The sequence below is a fragment of the Kitasatospora sp. NPDC086791 genome (assembly GCF_040685975.1).
In the GTDB taxonomy this organism is placed as follows: Bacteria; Actinomycetota; Actinomycetes; order Streptomycetales; family Streptomycetaceae; genus Kitasatospora.
The window spans coordinates 115938-137313 of record NZ_JBFBOC010000011.1 but is presented as its reverse complement, the minus strand read 5'-3'; the positions used below and the strand labels follow the sequence as shown (position 1 = coordinate 137313).

Below are 21376 nucleotides of genomic sequence, written 5' to 3'. Positions count from 1 at the left end.
CCGGGAGGTGTGCGGCCCCGCGGCCGTCACCAGGGCGGGCGGTAACCCGTGGTCAGGTGGCGGCCGCTGTGGCGCCACTTCGGTTCCTTGTCGACGGTCTTCAGCGTGATCGCGCGCAGCCGGCGGATCAGCGCGCCGTACGCGCTGCTCGCGTTGGTGGAGACGCGCGAGCCGGGCGGCGGGTCCATGAAGGGCATGAACTTGTCCGGGAAGCCCGGCATCGTGCAGGCGATGCAGATGCCGCCCACGTTGGGGCAGCCGCCGATGCCGTTGGTCCAGCCGCGCTTGGCGACGTTGCACTTGACGACCGGACCCCAGCAGCCGAGCCGCACCAGGCACTCGGGCGTGCCGTAGTCGGTGGCGAACTGGCCCTGCTCGTAGTAGCCGCCGCGGTCGCAGCCCTCGTGCACGGTGGCACCGAACAGCCAGGCCGGCCGCAGCTTGTCGTCCAGCGGGATCATCGGCGCGGAGCCGGCCAGCTGGTACAGCAGGTAGGTGAGCGTCTCGGCGAAGTTGTCGGGCTGGATCGGACAGCCCGGCACGCAGACGATCGGCAGCCCGGCCTTGGACTTCCAGTTCCAGCCCAGGTAGTCCGGCACGCCCATCGCGCCGGTCGGGTTGCCCGCCATCGCGTGGATCCCGCCGTACGTGGCGCAGGTGCCGATCGCGACCACGGCGGTCGCCTTGGGGGCGAGCCGGTCCAGCCACTCACTGGTGGTGATGGGCTGGCCGGTGGCGGGGTCGTCGCCGAAGCCGCACCAGTACCCCTCCTCCTTGATCTTCTCGTTGGGGATGGACCCCTCGACGACCAGGACGAACGGCTCGATCTCGCCGCGGTCGGCCTTGAAGAACCACTCGACGAAGTTGTCCGCGCCCTGGACCGGGCCGCACTCGAAGTCGATCAGCGGCCAGTGCACGGCGACCTTGGGCAGGCCGGGCAGCGTGCCGGTGACGATCTCCTCGATGCTGGGCTGCATCGCGGCGGTCAGCGAGACGGAGTCGCCGTCACAGCTGAGGCCGGCGTTGATCCAGAGAATGTGCACCACGTCGGTGTCGGTTGTTGCAGCACCCATGAGGATGCCTCCTCGGGGATGGGAGCCGGACGAAATGGCTCGAACACAGTCATAGCAACAGTCCGGTGCGGACGCCGGTCCGGAGGGCCGACGGGGGCGCCGGGGCGCGCGAGCCGGACGGGGCCGTTCGGGTCACGTCGCGGCGAGGAGCCCTGCGGGCGCCGGGCGCTTGCGGACGAACGCGGCCCGCAGCGCGTGGTACGGCGATTCGGGGGTGAAGAACTGCCGGTGCATCACCGCCAGCTCCTCCGCCCGGTAGGCGTCGAGGGGCTTGACCAGCTCGTCGGCCTCGCGCGCGGCCTTCTTCGCCACGATCCGCCGCTGGGTGGCGGGCGAGGCGGCGAGCAGCCCGGCCAGGTGGGCCGCGCCCGGGCCGAACTCCGCCGGACCGCAGTCGAGCACCCGGTCGACCAGGCCGATCCGCTCGGCCGACGCGGCGGACACCGGCAGCGCCCGCGCGATCAGCCGCGCGGCCCGGACCGGCCCCACCCGGCGCGGCAGCGAGTACGTCCAGTACTCCGACCCGTACAGCCCCATCAGCCGGTAGTGCGGGTTGAGCACCGAGCCCCGTCGGCACCAGACCTCGTCCGCCGCCAGGGCCAGCATCACCCCGCCGGCCGCCGCGTTCCCGGCGACGGCGGCGACCACCAGGCGGTCGGTGGTGGTGAGCACCTCGGCGACCAGGTCGTCCATCGCGGTGAGGTTGGCCCAGGACTCCGCGGCCGGGTCCGGCGCGGCCTCGATGACGTTGAGGTGGATGCCGTTGGAGAAGAAGTCCCGGCCGCCGCCGAGCACCAGCACCGAGGTCGGCCGGCCCAGCGCGAAGCGGTACGCCGCCAGCAGCCGGCGGCAGTGGTCGGTGGCCATCGCGCCGCCGGGGAAGGAGAAGCGCAGGAAGCCGACCGGGCCCTCCTCGCGGTACCCGATGTCCGTCCAGCCGGACGGCCGCCCGTCCTCGTCGGCCGACAGCGGCACCGCCGACTCCGGCAGCGGGGGCAGCAGGGCGCCGAGCGCCGTCACCGCCGGGAGCTTGAAGGTCGCGGGCCCGCCGGGCGGGCACCGGCGGCGGAGTTCGGGGATCCACACCGCGCCGTCCGAGGTGGCCCGGCACACCGCCCCGGCGCGGGTGGCGATCAGCTCGCCCGGGCGGCCGCGCAGCAGCGGCTCCGGGTGCCCGCCGTGCAGGTACCACTCGCCGTCGACCAGCGTGTCGAGCACCCCGGGCTGGGAGTCGGCCGCGCGGAGCTTGCGCAGCACCGTCGTGGTGGGATCGGCCGCCCAGTCGATCCGGCGCTCGGCCTGGCGCAGGTGGGGGCGGACCCGCACCGGCTCCCGCCAGGAGGGGCCGTGCTGCGGCTGCGGCGCGTACGAGCCGGAGGCGAAGCGCTCGACGGCGAGCAGGGCGGCCCGGACGGCGGCGTCGGCGACCTCGTTGCGGTACAGGTCGCTCTTCCCGTGCGCGGGCAGCCGGCAGGGTTCCCCCGCCCAGACCGGCCCGGCGTCCAGCTCCGCCTCGGCCTGGAGCACCGTCGCGCCCCACTCGGCGACGCCCTCCTGGACCGCCCGGTCGAGGGAGGAGGGGCCCCGGTCGCCGGGCGGTCCGGGGTGGACGACCAGGCAGGTGAGCGCCGCGCAGACGTCCTCGGGGATCGCGGTGCGCAGCATCGGCGCCAGCAGCAGGTCCGGCTCCAGGCCGCGGATCGAGGCCCGCAGGTCCTCGTCGTCCCCGGCGAGCCGGACGTCCACGGTGTGCCGCCGGTCCCGCAGTTCGGCGTGCAGGCGCTGGCTGAGGCTGTTGAACGCGCTGGCGAGGAGCAGGATCCGCATGTCTGCCTCCGGGGGTGCGGGCGGCCGGGAACCCGGAGATCATCGCCCCCGGTCCGGCGGGTCCCCCGGCCGGTGCGGCGTGCCGCGCCGCCCGTTCACCCGAGCGGCGGCCGAGCGATCGGGCGGCGGTCGGCGCTGGGCCCAGTGGGCAGGGCTCGGCGGGCACGGGGCTCGGCGGGCGGGGGAGGTCCGGCAGGCGGTCCGGGCGCTCGGCCACGGCGGCGAAGCCGTACTCCGGCATCCGCTGCTCGTACTGCTCGACGGCGTCCGGGAGTTCGGCCGTGCCCCGCCGGACGGCGGTGAGCGGGCGGGCGAGCGAGCAGGGTGGCGTCGAGCAAAGACCGGTGACCGGCACCCGGGCGGCAACGGCCGGGAGCCGCAGGCCGGTTGAGCCGCCGAGCGGTTCCCCGCGACCGGTGCCGGCCCGGCCGCCCGGGCCCCGCCGGGAAATTCCGCGCGGACCGCAGCCGTGCTCGACTAGCCTGCCGGCCCATGACCTGGTTGCCCGCCGATTTCGTCCACCCCGTCCACGTGCCGCTCCCCGGTGGCGCCCACCACCTGCGCCCGATCGCCGGGACCGACACCGATCTCGACTACCCCGCCGTGATGGGCTCCCGGGAGCGCCTCTGGTCCATCTACGGCGAGGCCTGGGGCTGGCCGCCCGCCACCATGACCCACCAGCAGGACCTGGACGACCTGGTCCGGCACGAGCGGGAGATCGCCGCCCACGAGTCGTTCAACTACGCGCTGTTCGACGAGGCGGAGACGGCCCTGCTCGGCTGCGTCTACATCGACCCGCCGCAGAAGGCCGGCTCGGACGCCGAGATCTCCTGGTGGGTGGTGGACGACCGGGTGGGCACCGAGCTGGAGCGGGCGCTGGACGCGCTCGTCCCGCGCTGGATCGCCGAGGCGTGGCCCTTCCGGGAGCCCTGCCTCATCGGTCACGAGGTGTCCTGGGCGGAGTGGCTGGCCCGGCCCGCGGCCGTCACCGCCTGAGCCGGGGCACGCCCCCGCCGGCCGCCGCGGCCTCCGGCCGCGCGGCTCAGCGCTCCCGCAGGTCGGGGACGACCTCGCGCAGCCGCTCGGCGCCGATCGCGCCCGCGCGCAGCAGGACGGGCACCTCGCCGGTGACGTCCACGATCGAGGACGGCACGGCGGCGGCGGTCGGGCCGCCGTCGAGGTAGACCGCCACCGAGTCGCCCAGCATGCCCTGGGCGGCGTCGCAGTCCTGCGGGGAGTCGTGCCCGGTCAGGTTGGCGCTGGAGACCGCCAACGGTCCGGTGGCGTTGAGGAGTTCGATGGCGACCGGGTGCGCTGGCATCCGGACCGCGACGGTGCCGCCGGTCTCGCCGAGGTCCAGCTCGACCGACGCCAGGTGACGGGCGACCACGGTCAGCCCGCCCGGCCAGAACGCGGCCACCAGGTCCCGGGCACGCGGCGTCACCTCGACCAGGCCGTCCAGGCCCTCCGGGGAGCCGACCAGCACCGGCGAGGGCATGTTGCGCCCCCGGCCCTTGGCCGCCAGCAGCCGGGCCACCGCCTCCGGCACGAAGGCGTCCGCGCCCACCCCGTACACGGTGTCCGTGGGCAGCACGACGAGTTCGCCGCGGCGCACCGCGGCCACGGCCTCGCGCAGCCCGGCTGCGCGCTCGGACGCGTCCGAGCAGTCAAAACGACGAGTCATCAGGGTTCTCCACCGACGGGCCGCCGGCCCGCACCGTTCCTCCGGCCCGGCCACCTCACCGGCCGGGCTCGATCCGGCCAGACTACCGGGCGGACGGGGGCTCCCCCGCCGGGCCCCGCGCCGGTCGGGCCCGGGCGCCGCCCGGCCCGCCGCCGCCCGGGTGGACCGGACGGCCGCCGCGCGGCGCCGGGCGGCGTCACCGGGGGCGGTCGGCCCCGGGCGGACGTAGGTTGCGCACATGACCAGTGACGAGACGATCCCGGCCGTGGGAGTGCGCCCGCTGGACGAGGTGTTCGCCGCGATCGACACGGCCAACCGGCGCCCCCGGCCGTGGACCGGGTTCGAGCACGGTGTGCTGGGTGCCTACCGGTGGGCCGCCGGGGCCCAGGTCGCCGCGCCCGTCACCGCCACCGCCGCGGTCGGCACGGCCGAACCGTGCCGGGCGCAGCTGCTGGCGGAGTGCCAGGCCGCCGCCGTGCGCCTGCGCCGGGCCCTGGCCCAGGGCACGGACCACGCCTACGTCCTCGGCGCCCACCAGGCGCTGGCCTGGCTCTGCGGGCTGCACGAGGACTGCCCCTGACGGGTGGGGTGGCCCCGCCTGCGGCGGTCCGGGGGTCCGGGGGCCGGGGGCCGTGACCGGTCGGCGCACCGTCTTGAGCGGGGATCAGCCGGTGCCGCGTCACCGGCGGTGGCGGCCGCCCTGGCGGCGGGCCGGTGGCACGAGGCGTGAGCCGGGGCGCGGGGCCGGACGGGGAGCCGGGCGTGGGGCGGGCAGGAAGAGCCGGGCCAGCTCGCGGCCCAGGTTCACCCCGATCGCCAGGGCCATCGCCATCGCGGCGGCCCGCCCGATGCCGCTCAGCCCGATCTCGGGGCGGCCCCGGACGAAGGCGAGCATCCCGAAGTACAGCACCGACCCGGGCAGCAGCGGTCCCAGGGCCGCCGTGACGTGCGGCAGCACCGGGGCGCCCCGGTAGCGCGCCATCAGCTGACCGGACAGTCCGACCAGCCCGGCGGCGAGGCCGGTCGCCAGGATCGGCTCCGCGCCGGCGTTGGCCAGCACCCCGTACGTCGTCCACCCGGCCGCGCTGTTGAGCAGGACCGCGGGCAGCGCGGCCGGCTCGGTGTTCAGCAGCACCGCGAACGCCAGGGTCAGCAGTACCGCCGCGGCGAGCTGCAGCGGTGGGTTGACCGCTCCGGCCGGGGCGTCCTGGGCCGCGAGGTCGGCACCGTTGTTGACGCCGACGTAGAGGACCGTCATCACGCCGATCACCACGCCGGCCATCAGGTACAGCGCCTCCAGCAAGCGCGCCGCGGCGGTCAGGTAGAAGCCGGCCAGGCCGTCCTGGGCCGCCGCCACCATGGGCCAGCCCGGCAGCAGGGCGAACAGCCCGCCGGTGATCACCACCGATCCGCGCAGGTGCAGCCCGTTGAACGACAGCAGGATGCCGATCACGGCCGCCGGGGCCGCGGCCACCACGAACTGGTAGAAGGCCGGGAGGTCGTGGCGCGCCACCAGGGCCGAGAGCCGGTCGCCGGCCAGGGCCGCGACGACGGCGCTGGCGAACACCAGCCACGCCCGGGCGTCGGTCCGGCCGCCGACCAGCAGGGTCGCGGCCCCGGCCAGCAGGCCGCAGCAGAGCAGGACGAGCCGGGTCGGGTAGCGGCGGCTGGGCCGGAGGACGGCGACCAGGCGGTCATGGGCGTCGTCGACGGTGACCCCGCCGGTCGCGATCTCGGTGACCAGCCGGAAGACCGCGGCCAGCCGCGCGTAGTCGCCGGCCGGGCGGCGCACCGAGCACTCCGCCGTCAGCGGCGGCCCGGGGGCGCCCGGCTGGTAGGAGATCGCCACCCGGGTGAAGGTGACCTGCGGGTCGCAGGGGTGGACGCGGTAGGCGCGTGCGACGGCGAGCATCGCGGCCTCGACGTCCTCCGCCGCCTCGCCGCTGGCCAGCAGCAGTTCGCCCACCAGCAGCGCGAGGTCCAGCACCCGGGCCGGTTCGGCCGTCCCGGGCGGTTCCGCACCGGAGGGGTACGGCGCCAGCCGGCGGTCGGCCGTCGGGGTGCGCAGCAGGGGCAGCATCCGGTCGTGCCAGGGGGCCGCGGTGTCGCCGTCCCCGGGGGCGGGCCGGACGGCCTCGGGGACCGGACGGGCGGCCTCGGCGGGGCTGCCGGGCGCCGCGGCCTGCGGCGGCACCCGCTCCGAGCGGGGCGGACGTCCCTCCGAAGCGGCGCGCGCGCCGAACTGCTCGTGATCCGACATCGCGACTCCCTGACCCCACCCCCTGTCCACTCAATGCTGTGGATCAACTACCCGGAGTGATGGTTGTGTGAACGCCCGAGGCTCCGCGCACCCGTCCGGATCGGAGTGCGACCGGCCGTACACGCCCCGTCGCGACGGAGTCGGGCCCGAGGGGCGGGCTCCGGCGGGCTTCGGCGGGCTCCGGCGGGCTCCGGCGGGCTCCGGCGGGCTTCGGCGGGCGGTCAGAACCGGGGGGCCAGCACGCCCATGCCGGTGAAGTGGCCGGCGTGTTCCAGGGACAGCACGCCGTGCGGGCGCGTCCAGCGGACCGGGAAGCGGTGGACCGCGCCGGTGGGGGGCGGGGTGGTCGCCACGACACGCCCCGGACCTGCCGAGGGGCCGGCATCGACCCCGGCGCCCGGATCCGCCACCGGACCGCGGCGCTGATCCACGCGCCGCTGCGCACCGGCTGGCAGCTGCCGACCGACGTCGCGTACGGGCCGTCCTGGCAGCCCCCGGGCCGGACCGCGGAGCGTCTCGACCACGGCCCGCTGCACCGGGGTTCGGTGTTCCACTGGACCACCCCGCTGCCGCGGAACCCCGCGACCACGGCCACCGACGTGGACATCACCTCGACCGTCCGGCAACTGCGGCCCGGCTCCCGCGTCCGCCGGACCGGCCCCGCCGACTCCGAGGGGCTGCGCATCGACGGCGTCCACGTGTGGACCTTCACCGAGGTCGCCGGCGGGGTGCCGGTGCGCACCGAGGAGACCCACACCGGCCCCCAGGTCGACGCGGACGTGCCCGCCGCCACCGCGATCCTGCGCCAAGGCCTCGACGGCTGGCTGCACGACCTGAAGGCCACCCCCGAGGCCCGCGCCCAGGCCGACGCCCGGCAGCAGGCGGACCGAACCCCGGCGAGCGGGCCGGCCGGCGGCCCGCATGCCGCGCGCGGCGGCGCGGCGCGCGGGCCGCGGTCAGTCGGCGAGGATCCCCTGCCGGGCCGCGTAGTCCGCGAGGCCGTCGGCGGTCCGGCCCGCCCAGCCGAGGTAGCCGTCCGGGCGGACCAGGAAGACGCCGGTGCCGTACGCCTGGTAGGCCGGGATGCGGACCACCGGGGCGGCGAGGGCGGGCAGCGGGGCGTCGGTGCCGACGGTCAGCAGGGTCCAGTGCGGGCCGCGGAACGCGTCGAACAGGCGGGTGCCGCCCCGGCGGCCGTCGGGGGCCCGGTCACCGGCCCGCAGCGCGTCCTCCGGGAGGTCCGGGCGGGTGTCCACGGCGAGCGAGGACTCCCGGTAGCCGAGCCCGAGTTGCTGGGTCGCCCGGCCCCGGCGCTCCTCGCCGCGGTGGACCCGGGTCGACAGCGCGAGCATCGCCGCCGCGTTGGCGCGGCGCTCCTCCTCGTAGGTGTCGAGCAGCGCGGCGTCCGCCCGGCCGGCCAGCACGGCGGCCAGCTTCCAGGCCAGGTTGTACGCGTCCTGGACGCTGGTGTTGAGACCCTGCCCGCCGGCCGGCGAGTGGACGTGCGCGGAGTCCCCGGCCAGGAACACCCGGCCCTCGCGGAACCGGTCCGCGAGCGCGGCGCGCGGGCGGAACTCGGAGATCCAGCGCAGCTCGGTGACCTGATCGGCGGTCAGGTGGGAGCGAGCGGCGACCACCTTGCGCAGTCCGTCCAGGGTGAGGTCCACGGCCGCCCCCTCGGGGAAGGCGGCGACGAGCTGGAAGTCCTCGGTGCCGCCCAGCGGGCAGATCGCCAGCACGCCCTCGTCGGCCTGGAACACGTGCCAGTGCTCGCGGTCGAGCCCGGTGACCCGTACGTCCGCGACGAGCATCGGGGACGGGTCGACCGTCTCCCCGGTCATCCCGATGCCGAGCAGCCGCCGGACGGTCGAGCGCCCGCCGTCGGCCGCGACGAGGTAGCGGGCCCGGACCGGGGCGCCGGTGGCGAACTCGGCGGTCACGCCCTCCTCGTCCTGGGAGAGGCCGACCAGTTCGCGACCGAAGGCGACCTCGCCGCCCAGCTCGCGCAGCCGCCCGTACAGGACCCGCTGGGTGAGCCACTGCGGCAGCATCAGCGTCTCGGTGTACGGCTCGGCCTCGGACGGCTCGGTCGGCTCGTACATGCGGCGCTCGCCCTGCGGCTCGCCGTCCTTCCAGAACAGGTTGGGCGGGTACTGGCCCGCCACCTCGCGGACCCGGTCGAGCACCCCGAAGTCGTCGAGGACCTCCAGGGTGCGCGGCTGCAGGCCCTTGCCGCGCGAGCCGGGGAAGAGCTCCGTGCCGCGTTCGACCGGCAGCGCGGCGACGCCGTGCCGGGCGAGGTCGAGCGCGAGGGCGAGGCCGGTGGGGCCGGCGCCGATGATCAGGACGTCCGTGTGCGTGCCGCGAATGGTCACGGCGACCTCCTTAACGTTGTTAAGTAGCCGATGCCGAAAGCCTGCACTTAACGGCGTTAAACTGTCAAGCGTGACTCCGCAGAGAACTCCCAAACTCGACCGCGCCCAGGTCGTCGACGCCGCGCTGCGCCTGCTCGACGAGGTCGGCCTCGACGGCCTCACCCTGCGCGCCATCGCCGCCGAACTCGACGTCAAGGCACCCGCGCTGTACTGGCACTTCAAGGACAAGCAGGCCCTGCTGGACGAGATGGCGACCGAGATCATGCGCCGCATGACGGCCCGTACGGCCGAGGCGGGCGGCGGCCCGTCGGAGCCACCGGGGGACTGGCGGACGGTGTACCTCACGACGATGCGCACCCTGCGCGCCGAACTGCTGCGCCACCGCGACGGCGCGAAGGTCTACAGCGGCGCCCGGTTCACCGACACCTCGTACGCGGCCGGCCTGGACGCCTCGCTGCGCGTGCTGATGGACGCCGGCTTCACCATGGCGACCGCCACCCGGGCCTGGTACACGGCGTACAGCTACACCATCGGCTACGTCATCGAGGAACAGGCGATGGGCCCCAACCCCTTCGCGGGCCAGGGGGGCTACGACGTCGAGGCCCGCGCCGAACGCCTGGCCGCCCACCCGCTCGCGGCCGAGGCGGGCCGGGTGATGTTCCAGGACTTCGAGGAGGGCTTCGAACAGGGCCTGGCACTGGTCCTGGCCGGGGTCGAGGCCCTCGCGCGCGACTGACGGACGGTCGCCGGGCCGCTCATGGCTCTCGACTGACGGTCCGTCGACCTTCGACGCGTCCGAACCGATTCGCAGCCCGAAGGCTCCCCCTCGGACCACCCTCGTTCAGTCCGCATTCACATGTCCATGTAAACTGCGTTCACCTCGCCCGTCCAGCTTCATGGCGCCCCGCCGCCCGAGATCCACCCGGCGGGGCCCCTACTCCGAAAGACCTGACGTGACGTCCGAGGTACCAACCATGCACGCAGTCCCCACCCGCAGCCGTTGGCTCCGCTCCGGCGCCGGCCTGGTCGGCGCGGCCTCCCTGGCGGTCTCCGCGGCGACCTTCGGCGGCGCGCCCGCGGCCTTCGCGGCCGACGGCCCGCAGACCGCCACCCCGATCAAGCACCTGGTGGTGATCTTCCAGGAGAACGTCTCCTTCGACCACTACTTCGGCACCTACCCGAACGCGGCCAACACCGCCGACGACAAGGTGAAGTTCACCGCCAAGCCCGGCACCCCGAAGGTCGACGGCCTCTCCGACGACCTGCTCCACCACAACCCGAACGGGACCAACCCGAAGCGGCTGAGCCCGTCCCAGGCCGTCACCTGCGACCAGGACCACACCTACAAGGACGAGCAACTCGCCTTCGACGGCGGGAAGATGGACAAGTTCGTCGAGCACACGGACGTCGAGAGCTGCAAGGCCCCGATGTTCACCCAGCCCGGCCTGGTGATGGACTACTACGACGGCAACACCGTCACCGCACTGTGGAACTACGCCCAGCGCTTCGCGATGAGCGACAGCTTCTTCGGCACCACCTACGGCCCGTCCACCCCCGGAGCGCTCAACCTGGTCACCGGCCAGACCCACGGCGGCTACCCCGTCGACCCGAAGACCGGCCAGAAGACCACCGACGCCTACGTGGTCTCCTCCCCGGACGCGAACGGCGTCGGAACCGTCATCAACGACCCGGACCCGGGCTACGACGACTGCTCCAACCCCCAGCACAACCAGCTGGTGATGACCGGCCGGACCATCGGCGACCTGCTGAACGACAAGGGCGTCAGCTGGGGCTGGTTCCAGGGCGGCTTCAAGCCGACCGGCGACAAGGACGGCAAGGCCGTCTGCGGAGCCGCCCACCCCAACATCGTGGGCGCGTCGCAGACCGACTACAACCCGCACCACGAGCCGTTCCAGTACTACAAGTCCACGGCGAACCCGAAGCACCTGGCGCCCAAGGACGTGGACGAGGTCGGCCACGACGGCCAGGCCAACCACCAGTACGACCTGACCGACTTCGACGCCGCCCTGCAGCACGGCAACCTGCCCGCCGTCAGCTACCTGAAGGCCGCCAACTACCAGGACGGCCACGCGGGTTACTCCGACCCGCTGGACGAGCAGCACTTCGTCGTGGACACCCTGAACAAGCTGCAGCGGTCCAAGGACTGGGCCTCCACCGCCGTCGTCATCGCGTACGACGACTCGGACGGCTGGTACGACCACAAGTTCGCCGAGCCCGTCAACGGCTCGCGGGACGCCGCCAACGACAGCCTGAGCGGCCCCGGCCAGTGCGGCAAGGACGGCGGCTCGGGCGGCTACGCCGACCGCTGCGGCTACGGCCCCCGCCTGCCGCTGATGGTCGCGTCCCCGTACGCCAAGGCGAACTTCGTGGACCACACGCTGACCGACCAGACCTCCGTCCTGCGCTTCGTCGAGGACAACTGGAAGACCGGCCGGATCGGCGACGCCTCCTTCGACGAGCACGCCGGCTCCATCGAGGGCATGTTCGACTTCAAGAACCCGCAGTCGGCCACCCTCCTGCTCGACCCGGCCACCGGCCAGCCGGCCGGCGGGGCCACCCCGACCGGTCAGCCCACCGGCGGCGGCTCGGCCTCGGTCTCGGCTTCGGCCTCGGCCTCGGCTTCGGCTTCGGCGCCCGCCTCCGGGACCGGCGTCGCGGCGCCCACGAGCGGCGCCTCCGGCCCGGCGCTGGCCACCACCGGTGCGGACTCCGCCACCCTGCCGATCGCGCTCACGGCCGTGGCGCTGCTGGCGCTCGGCGGCGGCGCGGTGTTCGTCACCCGCCGCAGGCGCGGCCGCCGCGGCTGACGCTCCGTCCGGGACGCGCGCGCACGTACCGGCGCGCCGACACCGACACCGCCGGGTCCTCGTCGAGGGCCCGGCGGTGTCGCGTTCCGCGGGCGGCCGGGCGGTCGGGGCCCTCGGTGCGGTCAGGTGCTCAGGCGGTCACGTGCTCAGGCGGTCATGAACTCGCCCGTCCGCAGCGCCCGCTTCACGATCCGGACGTCCCCGACGTACCCGTGGAACACCTTGTCCAGCACCCCCGCGTAGGAGTAGCCGCCCAACATCCACGGGCGCCCCAGGGTGGTCAGCCCGACGGCCGGCGTCGCCGGGTTGCGCGCCACCTCGCAGCCCTCGACGTACATCCGGCTGAGCCTGCCGTCGTTGACGACCGCGACGTGCCACCAGCGGTCCAGCGGCAGCTGGTGCCCCCAACAGGTCGACGCCCCGGTCTGGTTGACCGGGTAGACGCACCACTGCAGGGCCGGCGCCTCGGAGACGCTGAGGGTGGCGACGGGCTCGTCCGCGTCCGTCCCCGGCCCGCTCCGGCCCGCCTCGCCCGCCGTCCCCCACCGGCTGAGCAGCGCCGACCAACGGCTCTGCGCGGAGTCCCAGTCGGCGGGCAGCTTGAAGAACGCCTCGACGGTGAAGCCGCGTTCGAAGGTCTCCCGGTTCAGCGGCGCGGTGGGCGCGGTCTGCAGGTAGGCGCCGCGGACGGGCGAACGGGTGCCCCGGAACAGCAGGCTGCCGTGGCCCGGCTGGTCCGGGTGGTGGTCGGCCGACCAGCTGAGCGCGCTGTCCGGGGTGCCCGGGGCGCCCTGCCAGAACAGGTCGTTGCCCTGCCCGGCCAGGTCCTCGACCACCTGCTGCGGGGACACGGCACTGCCGGCCGCCGGGCGGGCACCGCCGCCGCCGCCACTACCACCGCCGTCGAAACGCCAGTACGCCACGGTGTCCCGGACCAGCAGCTCGGCCGCCCGGCGCGCCGGGCGCTGCCGGACGGGCGCGAAGCCGGCGAAGCGCCGGTCGAAGTCGACGGCGAGCGAGAAGCGGTCCACGTCCGAGGTCAGCTCGACCTCCTGCGCCGCCAGCGCGTTGCGCTCCTCGGCCGCGATCTGCTGGATCCACGGCGAGAAGGTCGACACGTCGACCGTGTTCCGGTCGAGGTCGAAGCGGTACGCACGGATCATCGCCGCACCGCCGTAGTAACGGTCCTGGTAGTTGGTGACGTGGACGTGGACGTCGTGGCCCGCCGCGTTCTTCAGCACCGTCCGGCCGGGCGGCCAGTAGTGGCCGTTGACGGTGAGGAAGACCTGGTCGTTGCCGCCGATCAGCCGCTCCCAGAGCCGCTTGCCGTAGTCGGACAGCTCGGCCCGGCCGCTGTCGTCGGCGTACGCCAGGTCGTGGGTGGTCAGGATCACCGGGAGCCTCGGGTTGGCGGCGATCACCGCGTTCGCCCAGGCGAAGCCCGCGTCCGAGAGCCGCCAGTCCAGCGAGAGCAGCATCCAGTCCCGGCCGCCGGCCCTGAAGACGTGGCAGGTGTTGTAACCGTCCGGGCTGGAGCTGTGGTACCCGGCGGTGCGGGCGGCCCGCTCCGTGCCGAAGGTCTCCAGGTACGGGGTGCTGCCGCGCCGGTCGTCGGTCGAGGAGCGGACGTCGTGGTTGCCCGCGAGCACGCCGTAGGCCGCGCCGGCCTCGTCCAGCAGGCCGAACAGCTCGGATACGGCGGCGAACTCGACGGCCAGCCCGTTCTCGGTGACGTCGCCGAGGTGGGCCAGGAAGACGATGTTGTCGTCCGTGCCGTCCTCGCGGTTGACCCCGCCGTCCAGCACGTAGCGGATCGAGGCCTCCAGCGGCGCCGGGTGGATCCGGTCCTGGTCGAAGAGGTACTGGGTGTCCGGCATGACGACCACGGTGAACCGCCGGGCGTCCGGGTCGGGCTGCCAGCGACCCCGGCCCTTCGTTCCCTTGGCCTTCCCCGGCGCCGTTCCTGTCGCGGCGCCGGGCCCGGCGACCGTTTCGGGGCCGGCCGCCCGCGCGGGCGCCGCGCCCAGCAGACCGAGCCCCGCCGTCCCGACCCCGGCTCCCAGCAGGCCCGCACCGCGCAGGAACCGGCGCCGGCCGGCCGCGGCCGGTCCGTCCCCGTCGAGGTCGGCGGTCCGCGGGCAGTCGCACTCGTGCCCGGACTCGTGGATGTCGTGCATGATCACTCCCGGAAGTGGTGGGGTCCTGACGGTACGTACCGGGAGCGGTCGGAGATCATCGGCGGAGCCACGCACCGCTGAACAGCGGTCGAATCCGACGGTGGGCGCCCGGGTGGCGGACCCGTGCCGGCCGGGACGGCGTGGCGGCCTCGCCGGCCTCTGCGGGGCGGGGGACGGGCGAGAAGGGCCGCGAGGAGCGCGTGGAGCTGGGCCCCGACGGCCGTACGCCTGCGCGCGGCGTGCGGCCGCCCGGGACCGGCGGGCTCCCGCGTGCGGAAGCGGCCCCCGGCCCCGCCCGGGCGACAACCATCCCACCGGGTCTGGCCCGGTGGCCGTTCGGGAGCCCCCGGGGTTGCATGGACTGACCGAGCCCCAGCGATCCGGAGGTAGCGCCGTGTACGAGATGTGGGCCGAGCACGACCCGGCGGTGTCGCCACCCGTCGTGGTGTGGCACGTGGTGGCGAAGGACGACGCGACGTCGTCGTTGTGCGGGCGGTTCCTGGAGCCGTCCCAGCGGGTCGTCCCGGCCGGGGACGGCGGCGACGAGGCCGGGCCGGACCGGTACTGCGACCCCTGCCTGCTCACCGTGCGCGAGGCCCTGGCGGCCAGCGCCCCGTAACGGCCCGTCACGGCCCGTCACGACACCGGTCACGGCGGCGGCAGCGCGGCGGCCTCGACCAGGGGCTGTCCGTGGTCACCGTCGTCCACGGCACCCTCCCCCACCGGCTCGCTCAGCGCCCGGGTCGGCTACCACCGGGGCGGAGCAGGGTGCTGCTGCGAGCCCCGACCGGTGGGCTCGGGGGCCCGGTCGGCCGTAGGTGGTCCGGCGAGGCCCTGGCGAGGCTCGGCGGACGGAACGCGGCGCGCGTACGGCGTTCAGGAGGCGGCAGGTGCACGAAGAGTCCCCGCCGGACCCGGGGCGGCCGGACCGGCGCGTCGTGCCGCTCGGCAGCAGGCGCCCCCGGGTGGGGGCGCGGCGCGGCGGCCCGGCGACGCCCGGGAAGGCGCCCGGGAAGGATGCGCGGTCCGTGGAGCGCATCCCCGAGGGGCTCCGGACGGCGGCCGGGTACACCTGGCGGCTGGGGCTGCTCGGCATCGGCGCCTACCTGGTCGTCGACGTCCTCGCCCGGCTCCAGTTGCCGGTCATCGCGCTGTTCGTGGCACTCGTCATCACCTCGGTCCTGCGCCCGCTGGTCGACCTGTCGGCCAGGGCGGTGCCCCGCTCGCTCGCCGTCCTGATCGCCTTCCTCTGCGCCCTCGCGGTGATCGGCGGGGTCCTGACGCTGGTCGGGACGACCGTCGCCGACGAGTGGAACCGGCTGGGCAACGAACTGCGCGGCGGCCTCGGCCGGATCGACCACTGGCTGACCGGCGCCCCCTTCCACCTGCGGCCCGGAACCGTCACCGACCTGCGGGCCAAGATCGGCGACTTCATCGCCGCCCATCGCTCGACGCTGGTCAGCACCGCGCTCAGCGGCGCCGGCCGGGCCGTCGAACTGGTCACCGGGCTGGCGCTCTCGGTGTTCTGCTCGGTGTTCTTCCTGCACTCCGGCGACCGGATGTGGTCCTGGGCCCAGCGGCAGTTGCCGACCGGCAGCCGGACGGTCTGGGACCGGGCGGGGCGCGCGGCCTGGCGCACCTTCGCCGGCTACACCCGCGGTGTGCTGATCGTGGCGGCGACCAACGCCGTGCTGGTCGGCATCGCCCTGGCGATCCTGGGGGTGCCGCTGGTCCTGCCGCTGACGGTGCTCGAGTTCGTGGCGGCGCTCATCCCGCTGATCGGCTCGCCGATCGCGCTGGCCATCGCCTCCCTGGTCGCCCTGGCGGCCCGCGGCCCGGTGGTCGCCCTGCTGGTGCTCGCCCTGATCGTGGTCATCGGCCAGATCGAGGGCCACCTGCTGCACCCGCTGGTGCTCGGCTGGTCCGTCCGGATCCATCCGGTGGTGATCGCCCTGTCGGTGATCGGCGGCGCCGTCCTGGCCGGTGTCCTGGGCGCGGTGGTGGCGGTGCCGGTGGTGTCGGTCGCCTGGGCGGTGATCGGCGAACTCCGGGAGCTGCGGGCCCACCCCGGCCCGCGCGGGCGCCCGGACCGGGCCGAGGGCGAGCGGCACGAGGGTTGAGGGTGCGGTGGCGTCGGTCGGCAGCGGCCCCACCGCGAGCGCGTGTGCGGCAGTTCGGGGATGGCCCGTTCGGGGATGGCCCGTTCGGGGATGGCCCGTTCGGGGGCGGCCTGGCAGGATGCCGGTGATCGACTTCCGTGACACTCCGCACGACCGAAGGGCCCCACCGTGACCACTCCCACCAGCACCGTCGTCGAGCGCGCGGACGAGCGGCACCGGTACGAGATCCTCGTGGACGGCAAGCTCGCCGGTTTCACCGAGTACCGGGACCACGAGGACCAGCGCGTCTTCTTCCACACCGAGATCGACGACGCCTTCGCGGGCCAGGGCCTCGCCGCCCGTCTCGTCCAGGAGGCGCTGACCGACGTGCGCGCGGCGGGCAAGCGGATCGTGCCGATCTGCCCCTACGTCGCCACGTTCCTCACCAAGCACGAGGAGTTCACCGACCTCACCGACCCGGTCACCCCCGAGGTCAAGGGCTGGCTCCGCACCCGGCTCTCCTGACCGGACCGCCGCACGGCACCGCCCGGGCCCGTCCGCCCGCCGGGTGGGCCCGGTCGGCCCAGCGGGTGGGGGCCGTTGGGCCCTGGCCGGGGGCCGAGGGGGTCGGGATCCTGGTCGGCGGAATGCGCCGGACGGGATGGAAGGGCCTGGTGATGGGCGAGTTGGTCGCAGTGGGGGCGTTCGAGAGGCTGACGGGCGAGGTCGTGGCCGAGGCCCGGGGCCGGATCGCCGCTGCGGCGGTGGCGCCCGGGGTGGGGACGCTGGTGGAGGCGCTGCGGGTCAGGCTGGCGGCCGTGGCCGGCGGCGTGCTGGCGCAGGTGAACGCCGAGGTGGACGGTCGGCGGATCCGCGTCCAGGAGCTCGCGGCCGGGCTGGGCGACTCCCTCGACCGGGCCGCCGACGCGCTGCGCGGCAGGATCGGGGCCGTCACCGGCGCCTGGGTGCCCCGCCCGTGGCCGGGCCACCGGATCGCCGCGCCCGCCGCGCCCGCCGTGCCCGCCGTGCTGTCGGCCGGACCGTCCGCCGCCACCGTGCCGACCGGCGGTCCGCTCGTCGGCCTGCCCGCCGTACCGTCCGCCGTCCGGCCCGCCGTGGCCGGTGCGGGCGCCCGGATCGCCCGGCGCAAGGAGCCCGCGCTGGTGTGGTGCTCGCCGGAGGCGGCCGCCCGGACGATGGACGCGATGGACTACCACATCCACCTGTTCACCGATCCGGCGACCGAGACCGACGCCGTGGTCTACCGGGTCGGGCCGACCGGCTACCGCCTGGCCCGTACCGTCGCCGCCGGCCCGCCCGGACGCCGCACCGCGCCGATCACGCTCAGCCCGTACGGCGCGCCCCGGCTGACCGAGGCGCAGGCCGTCGACCGGCTGGAGGCCGCCGAGTTGCCGTTCCTGTTCTTCGCCCACCCCGCCAGCGGGCGCGGCCGGGTACTCTACCGGCGCTTCGACGGCCGGCTCGGTCTGATCGCGGGCCGGGCCTGAGCAGCTGCACCTGCGTCCCGCCTCGCCCGGCCCCGTCGGGCACCTGCTCGACGGGGCGCGGGGCGGGACTCGGCACGGGGTGCAGCGCGGGACGCGGCCGGGCGTCAGGACCGGAGCGTCACATGTTGATCATGTGACCGGCGAGGCCGTGGATGGCCTCCTTGACCGCCTCGCCGAGGGTCGGGTGGGCGTGCACGTTGCGGGCGACCTCGTGGACGGTCAGGTCCCACTGCTGGGCCAGCGTCAGCTCGGGCAGCAGCTCGGTCACCTCGGGGCCGATCAGGTGGGCCCCGAGGAGCTCGCCGTGCTGGTTGTCGCTGATGACCTTGACGAAGCCGATCGGGTGGCCGAGCCCGTGCGCCTTGCCGTTGGCGGTGAACGGGAACTTGGCGACCTTGACGTCGTGGCCCAGCTCGCGGGCCTGCGCCTCGGTGTAGCCGAAGGAGGCGATCTGCGGCTGGCAGTAGGTGGCGCGCGGGATCATGGCGAAGTCGACCTCCATGGTCTCCGCCCCGCCGATGGTCTCGGCGGCGATCACGGCCATGGCCTCGGCGGCGTGCGCGAGCATCAGCTTCGCGGTGACGTCGCCGATCGCGAAGATGTGCTCGACGCTGGTGCGGCCGCGGCCGTCCACCGCGATGGCGTTGCGGTCGGTGAGCTTGACCCCGGTGTTCTCCAGGCCGTAGCCGTTGACGCGCGGCGCGAAGCCGATCGCCTGGAGCACCTTGTCGGCCTCGAGCACCTTCTGCTCGCCGCCCTTGGTGACGGTGACGCGGACCTTGGCGTTCGGGTCGCTGTCGTCGATCGACTCGACCCGGGTGGAGGTCAACACCTCGATGCCCAGCTTGCGGTACTGCTTGGCGAGTTCGGTGGAGACCTCGACGTCCTCCAGCGGCACCACCCGGTCGAGGAACTCGACGATGGTGACCTTCACGCCGTAGTTGTGCAGCACGTACGCGAACTCGACGCCGATCGCGCCGGCGCCCGCGATGATGATGCTCTCCGGCAGCTGCTCGGTGAGGATCTGCTCCTCGTAGGTGACCACGCGCTCGCTCAGGCTGGTGCCGGGCAGCAGGCGGGTGGTGGCACCGGCGGCGATGACGCAGTGGTCGAAGGTGACCACGTCGAAGCCGCCACCGCTGAGCGCGACCTGGATGGTGCGGTCGTCGACGAAGGTGCCCCAGCCGTCGTACTCGGTGATGCCGTTCTTCTTCATCAGGTAGTGGACGCCCTTGACCCGGCCGTCGGCCACCGAGCGGCTGCGGCGGAAGGCCTCGCCGAAGTCGAAGGTCACCTGGCCCTCGACCTTGATGCCGAAGGTCTTGGCCTCCTTGGTGAAGATGTGGGCGAGCTCGGCGTTGCGCAGCAGGGCCTTGGAGGGGATGCAGCCGACGTTGAGGCAGACGCCGCCCCAGTACTTGGCCTCGATGACCGCGACCTTCAGACCCAGCTGGGCCGAGCGGACGGCGGCGGTGTAACCGCCGGGGCCCGCGCCGAGGACGACGACGTCGTAGTGCGTGCTCATGTTGCTGACTCCTCCGAGGGTGCCACGGTGTCGTGATCTCGGTCCCATGGTGGCAGGACCGGGCTCGGCGCACCCACCGGGTCACGGCGGATGCGCTCCGCGCGGCACCGTACAGGCCCCGGGGCCGGATTGTCAGTACCCTCCGCTACGGTGACCGCACCGGCGCCCACCAGGGGCGATGGCGGAGGGATGACGGAGGGGAGGAGCGGATGGCGGATTCGCGTGCGGCGTTCGCGGTGCGTACGGCGGGCGGGTGGGCCCGCCGCCCGAGGACGGCAGCGGGCCCACCCGGGCGTCAGGCCGTCACGTCGTCGGCGCAGCCGCTCGTGCCGGCGGCGGCCGGTGCCCCGGCGGGCTTCCCGACGGGGTTGCCCGCCGACTTCCCGGCCGTGGCCGGCGCCGGTGCGGGCCGCTGCAGCGAGGAGAGGTCCCAGGCGTAGGTGCCGACGGCGTGGGCGATCACGTCGATGTTGACGTCGAAGGCGTCCATGTCGATGTTGCCGAGGTTGTCGCAGGCCTTGTGGTAGCAGGAGTCGTAGGCGGTGCCCGCCGCGCCGCCGTAACGCTCCGCCTGCTCCGGGGACTTGATCTTCTCGGCGCCGGTGTCGGTGCCGCCGGCCGGGATGCCCGCGTCGATGAACGGGCCGTAGTCGGAGCGGCCGTCGAAGGCGGTCGGGTCGTGCGGCAGGCCGAGGCCGTCCAGGTAGCCGGTGAGGTCCCGTTCGATCTGGGCCGAGCCCTCGGGGCCCGCGCCGCCGCCGGCGCTGCCGGAGCCGTTGTAGACGAACTGCGCGTAGTTGGGGGATGCGATCATGTCGAAGTTGAGGTAGAGCCGGATCTTCTTCCGGTCCGCCTCGGAGAGCGACTTCACGTACGCCTCGGAGCCCTTGAGGCCGAACTCCTCGGCGGACCACCAGGCGAATCTCACCTTGTTCTTCACCGGGTGGACATTGAGGTTCTCCGCGACCTCCAGGATGCCCGCCGAGCCCGAACCGTTGTCGTTGATGCCGGGCCCGGCCGGGACGGAGTCGAGGTGCGCCCCGACCATCACGGTGTCGGCCGGGTCGCCGCCGCGGGTCTCGGCGATGACGTTCCAGGTCTTGCGCGGTTCCATCAGGGTGCGGATGTCGAGGGTCACCCGGACGGGCCCGGCGGCCGCGGCGGTGGCCAGCGCCTCACCGGCCGCCTTGGTGATCCCGCCGGTCGGGACCTTGCCGGCCGTCGGGTCCCCGAGGGTCCCGTTGAGGTCGCCGTCGGCGTTGTTGTAGATCAGCGCGCCGGACGCGCCCGCTGCCGCCGCGGCGGCCTGCTTCTGGGCGAAGCTGCACCCGCCGCGGCGGATCAGGGCGATCCTGCCGGTGAACCCGCCCGCCGGGTAGTCGGTGGCCGCGCAGCCGGTGGTGGCGCTGACCGGCGCGACGGCCAACTCGGCGGTCAGGCCCGCGTCCGGGCCGCTCACCGAGTACGTCATGGCGATCACGGGCACGGACTCGGCCTTCGGGGACACCACGTCGAGGCGCTGGGTGCGGGCCTCGAAGAAGGTGTACTCGAACTCCTGCTTGGACACCGTGAGACCGGCCCGGCGCGCCCGGTCGTAGACGTACTGGGCGGACTGCTCGTGGCCCTTCGAACCGGCCACCCGGGTACCGCCGTTGCGGTCGGCGATCCGCTGCAGCGCGGCCAGGGTGTCGCGAGCGGTCTCGGCGTCGCTGGCCTCGACCAGCCGGGCGGCCAGCTTGGCGCCCTTGCGTGCCGGGTCCGGATCGGCGGCGGCGCTCCCCGCACCGGCCAGCAGCAACGGGGTGACCAGGGCGGCGACGGTCAGTGCGGCACCCGCGCCGCGCCGGCTGGCGGCCGAGCGCGAGCGCGGTAACGGGGTGGCGCTGTCCGGCCGGGTGGCGTGGTCGTTCGTCGCGTGGTCGTTCGTGGTGGAGCGGTCGAGCGGGGAGGTCGAGCGACGGGTTCGAAGCATCAGGGCGACTCCTTCCGACGGGCCGTGAACTCACGATTTGACAGGACC

Annotated in this window: 17 protein-coding genes and 1 pseudogene; 9 read left to right on the top strand and 9 right to left on the bottom strand. The window is 74.6% G+C overall.

Features of this window, described 5'->3' with window-relative positions:
* Positions 1 to 26: 26 nt before the first annotated feature.
* Both AB0Q99_RS17790 and AB0Q99_RS17785 read right to left on the bottom strand, forming a co-directional pair.
* Positions 27 to 1073, bottom strand: coding sequence for a hydrogenase expression protein HypE (locus AB0Q99_RS17790; protein WP_363572725.1), 1047 nt, complete (start codon positions 1071 to 1073; stop codon positions 27 to 29).
* Positions 1074 to 1205: 132 nt separating this feature from the next.
* The gene (locus AB0Q99_RS17785) at positions 1206 to 2900 is read right to left on the bottom strand and encodes an enoyl-CoA hydratase-related protein (protein WP_363572723.1); all 1695 of its coding nucleotides are present in this window, start codon (positions 2898 to 2900) and stop codon (positions 1206 to 1208) included.
* A 492-nt stretch (positions 2901 to 3392) separates the two neighbouring features.
* On the opposite strand from AB0Q99_RS17785, the gene AB0Q99_RS17780 reads away from it, so the two are divergent.
* Positions 3393 to 3896 carry an N-acetyltransferase gene (locus AB0Q99_RS17780; RefSeq protein ID WP_363572721.1) on the top strand — a complete coding sequence of 168 codons (504 nt, stop codon included), beginning with the start codon at positions 3393 to 3395 and terminating at the stop codon, positions 3894 to 3896.
* Positions 3897 to 3942: 46 nt separating this feature from the next.
* Here the strand turns inward: AB0Q99_RS17780 and AB0Q99_RS17775 are convergent, their stop codons facing one another.
* Positions 3943 to 4584: an L-threonylcarbamoyladenylate synthase gene (locus AB0Q99_RS17775; protein WP_363572719.1), complete on the bottom strand. Its 642-nt coding sequence runs from the start codon at positions 4582 to 4584 to the stop codon at positions 3943 to 3945.
* A gap of 238 nt (positions 4585 to 4822) precedes the next feature.
* Between AB0Q99_RS17775 and AB0Q99_RS17770 the strand changes: the two genes are divergently transcribed.
* On the top strand, positions 4823 to 5164 hold the full coding sequence (locus AB0Q99_RS17770; RefSeq protein WP_363572717.1) for a hypothetical protein: 342 nt from the start codon (positions 4823 to 4825) through the stop codon (positions 5162 to 5164).
* A 99-nt stretch (positions 5165 to 5263) separates the two neighbouring features.
* Here the strand turns inward: AB0Q99_RS17770 and AB0Q99_RS17765 are convergent, their stop codons facing one another.
* Together AB0Q99_RS17765 and AB0Q99_RS17760 are read right to left on the bottom strand one after the other, a co-directional pair.
* Positions 5264 to 6844: a threonine/serine exporter family protein gene (locus tag AB0Q99_RS17765; protein WP_363572715.1), complete on the bottom strand. Its 1581-nt coding sequence runs from the start codon at positions 6842 to 6844 to the stop codon at positions 5264 to 5266.
* 221 nt (positions 6845 to 7065) lie between these two features.
* Complete coding sequence (locus AB0Q99_RS17760; RefSeq protein WP_363572713.1) at positions 7066 to 7197, bottom strand: hypothetical protein; 132 nt, start codon at positions 7195 to 7197, stop codon at positions 7066 to 7068.
* A gap of 12 nt (positions 7198 to 7209) precedes the next feature.
* Between AB0Q99_RS17760 and AB0Q99_RS17755 the strand changes: the two are divergent.
* Positions 7210 to 7707 (top strand): annotated as a pseudogene (locus AB0Q99_RS17755) (polyketide cyclase /reductase); the annotation flags it as partial.
* Between the two features lie 93 nt (positions 7708 to 7800).
* Here the strand turns inward: AB0Q99_RS17755 and AB0Q99_RS17750 are convergent.
* Positions 7801 to 9219, bottom strand: a complete 1419-nt coding sequence (locus tag AB0Q99_RS17750; RefSeq protein ID WP_363572711.1) for an FAD-dependent monooxygenase — start codon at positions 9217 to 9219, stop codon at positions 7801 to 7803.
* Positions 9220 to 9289: 70 nt separating this feature from the next.
* Here AB0Q99_RS17750 and AB0Q99_RS17745 point away from each other — a divergent pair, with 70 nt between their 5' ends.
* On the top strand, positions 9290 to 9955 hold the full coding sequence (locus AB0Q99_RS17745) for a TetR/AcrR family transcriptional regulator C-terminal domain-containing protein (RefSeq protein ID WP_363572710.1): 666 nt from the start codon (positions 9290 to 9292) through the stop codon (positions 9953 to 9955).
* Positions 9956 to 10193: 238 nt separating this feature from the next.
* Positions 10194 to 12047, top strand: a complete 1854-nt coding sequence (locus AB0Q99_RS17740) for an alkaline phosphatase family protein (RefSeq protein ID WP_363572708.1) — start codon at positions 10194 to 10196, stop codon at positions 12045 to 12047.
* A gap of 146 nt (positions 12048 to 12193) precedes the next feature.
* Here AB0Q99_RS17740 and AB0Q99_RS17735 read toward each other — a convergent pair whose 3' ends face one another.
* The gene (locus tag AB0Q99_RS17735) at positions 12194 to 14224 is read right to left on the bottom strand and encodes a LamG-like jellyroll fold domain-containing protein (RefSeq protein WP_363572706.1); all 2031 of its coding nucleotides are present in this window, start codon (positions 14222 to 14224) and stop codon (positions 12194 to 12196) included.
* 394 nt (positions 14225 to 14618) lie between these two features.
* On the opposite strand from AB0Q99_RS17735, the gene AB0Q99_RS17730 reads away from it, so the two are divergent.
* The 4 genes from AB0Q99_RS17730 to AB0Q99_RS17715 all read left to right on the top strand — a co-directional run bounded on the left by AB0Q99_RS17730 (position 14619) and on the right by AB0Q99_RS17715 (position 17831).
* Positions 14619 to 14843: a hypothetical protein gene (locus AB0Q99_RS17730; protein WP_363572704.1), complete on the top strand. Its 225-nt coding sequence runs from the start codon at positions 14619 to 14621 to the stop codon at positions 14841 to 14843.
* Between the two features lie 409 nt (positions 14844 to 15252).
* Positions 15253 to 16344 (top strand): AI-2E family transporter, encoded by a 1092-nt coding sequence (locus AB0Q99_RS17725; RefSeq protein WP_363572702.1) that lies wholly within the window; start codon positions 15253 to 15255, stop codon positions 16342 to 16344.
* 168 nt (positions 16345 to 16512) lie between these two features.
* On the top strand, positions 16513 to 16848 hold the full coding sequence (locus AB0Q99_RS17720; RefSeq protein ID WP_363572700.1) for a GNAT family N-acetyltransferase: 336 nt from the start codon (positions 16513 to 16515) through the stop codon (positions 16846 to 16848).
* Positions 16849 to 16970: 122 nt separating this feature from the next.
* Entirely contained in the window at positions 16971 to 17831 is an 861-nt protein-coding gene (locus AB0Q99_RS17715; protein WP_363572698.1) for a sigma 54 modulation/S30EA ribosomal C-terminal domain-containing protein, read from the top strand.
* A 118-nt stretch (positions 17832 to 17949) separates the two neighbouring features.
* Here the strand turns inward: AB0Q99_RS17715 and lpdA are convergent, their stop codons facing one another.
* Both lpdA and AB0Q99_RS17705 read right to left on the bottom strand, forming a co-directional pair.
* Positions 17950 to 19356 (bottom strand): dihydrolipoyl dehydrogenase, encoded by a 1407-nt coding sequence (lpdA, locus tag AB0Q99_RS17710; protein WP_363572696.1) that lies wholly within the window; start codon positions 19354 to 19356, stop codon positions 17950 to 17952.
* Between the two features lie 295 nt (positions 19357 to 19651).
* Positions 19652 to 21328: a M28 family metallopeptidase gene (locus tag AB0Q99_RS17705; RefSeq protein ID WP_363572694.1), complete on the bottom strand. Its 1677-nt coding sequence runs from the start codon at positions 21326 to 21328 to the stop codon at positions 19652 to 19654.
* Positions 21329 to 21376 lie beyond the last annotated feature (48 nt).

Bases quoted from the DNA above. Each gene is read 5' to 3' on its own strand.
- AB0Q99_RS17780 (WP_363572721.1), top strand. From the start codon at position 3,393: ATGACCTGGTTGCCCGCCGATTTCGTCCACCCCGTCCACGTGCCGCTC.
- AB0Q99_RS17765 (WP_363572715.1), bottom strand. From the start codon at position 6,844: ATGTCGGATCACGAGCAGTTCGGCGCGCGCGCCGCTTCGGAGGGACGT.
- AB0Q99_RS17775 (WP_363572719.1), bottom strand. From the start codon at position 4,584: ATGACTCGTCGTTTTGACTGCTCGGACGCGTCCGAGCGCGCAGCCGGG.
- AB0Q99_RS17785 (WP_363572723.1), bottom strand. From the start codon at position 2,900: ATGCGGATCCTGCTCCTCGCCAGCGCGTTCAACAGCCTCAGCCAGCGC.
- AB0Q99_RS17770 (WP_363572717.1), top strand. From the start codon at position 4,823: ATGACCAGTGACGAGACGATCCCGGCCGTGGGAGTGCGCCCGCTGGAC.
- AB0Q99_RS17790 (WP_363572725.1), bottom strand. From the start codon at position 1,073: ATGGGTGCTGCAACAACCGACACCGACGTGGTGCACATTCTCTGGATC.
- AB0Q99_RS17740 (WP_363572708.1), top strand. From the start codon at position 10,194: ATGCACGCAGTCCCCACCCGCAGCCGTTGGCTCCGCTCCGGCGCCGGC.
- AB0Q99_RS17705 (WP_363572694.1), bottom strand. From the start codon at position 21,328: ATGCTTCGAACCCGTCGCTCGACCTCCCCGCTCGACCGCTCCACCACG.
- AB0Q99_RS17715 (WP_363572698.1), top strand. From the start codon at position 16,971: ATGCGCCGGACGGGATGGAAGGGCCTGGTGATGGGCGAGTTGGTCGCA.
- AB0Q99_RS17735 (WP_363572706.1), bottom strand. From the start codon at position 14,224: ATGCACGACATCCACGAGTCCGGGCACGAGTGCGACTGCCCGCGGACC.
- lpdA (WP_363572696.1), bottom strand. From the start codon at position 19,356: ATGAGCACGCACTACGACGTCGTCGTCCTCGGCGCGGGCCCCGGCGGT.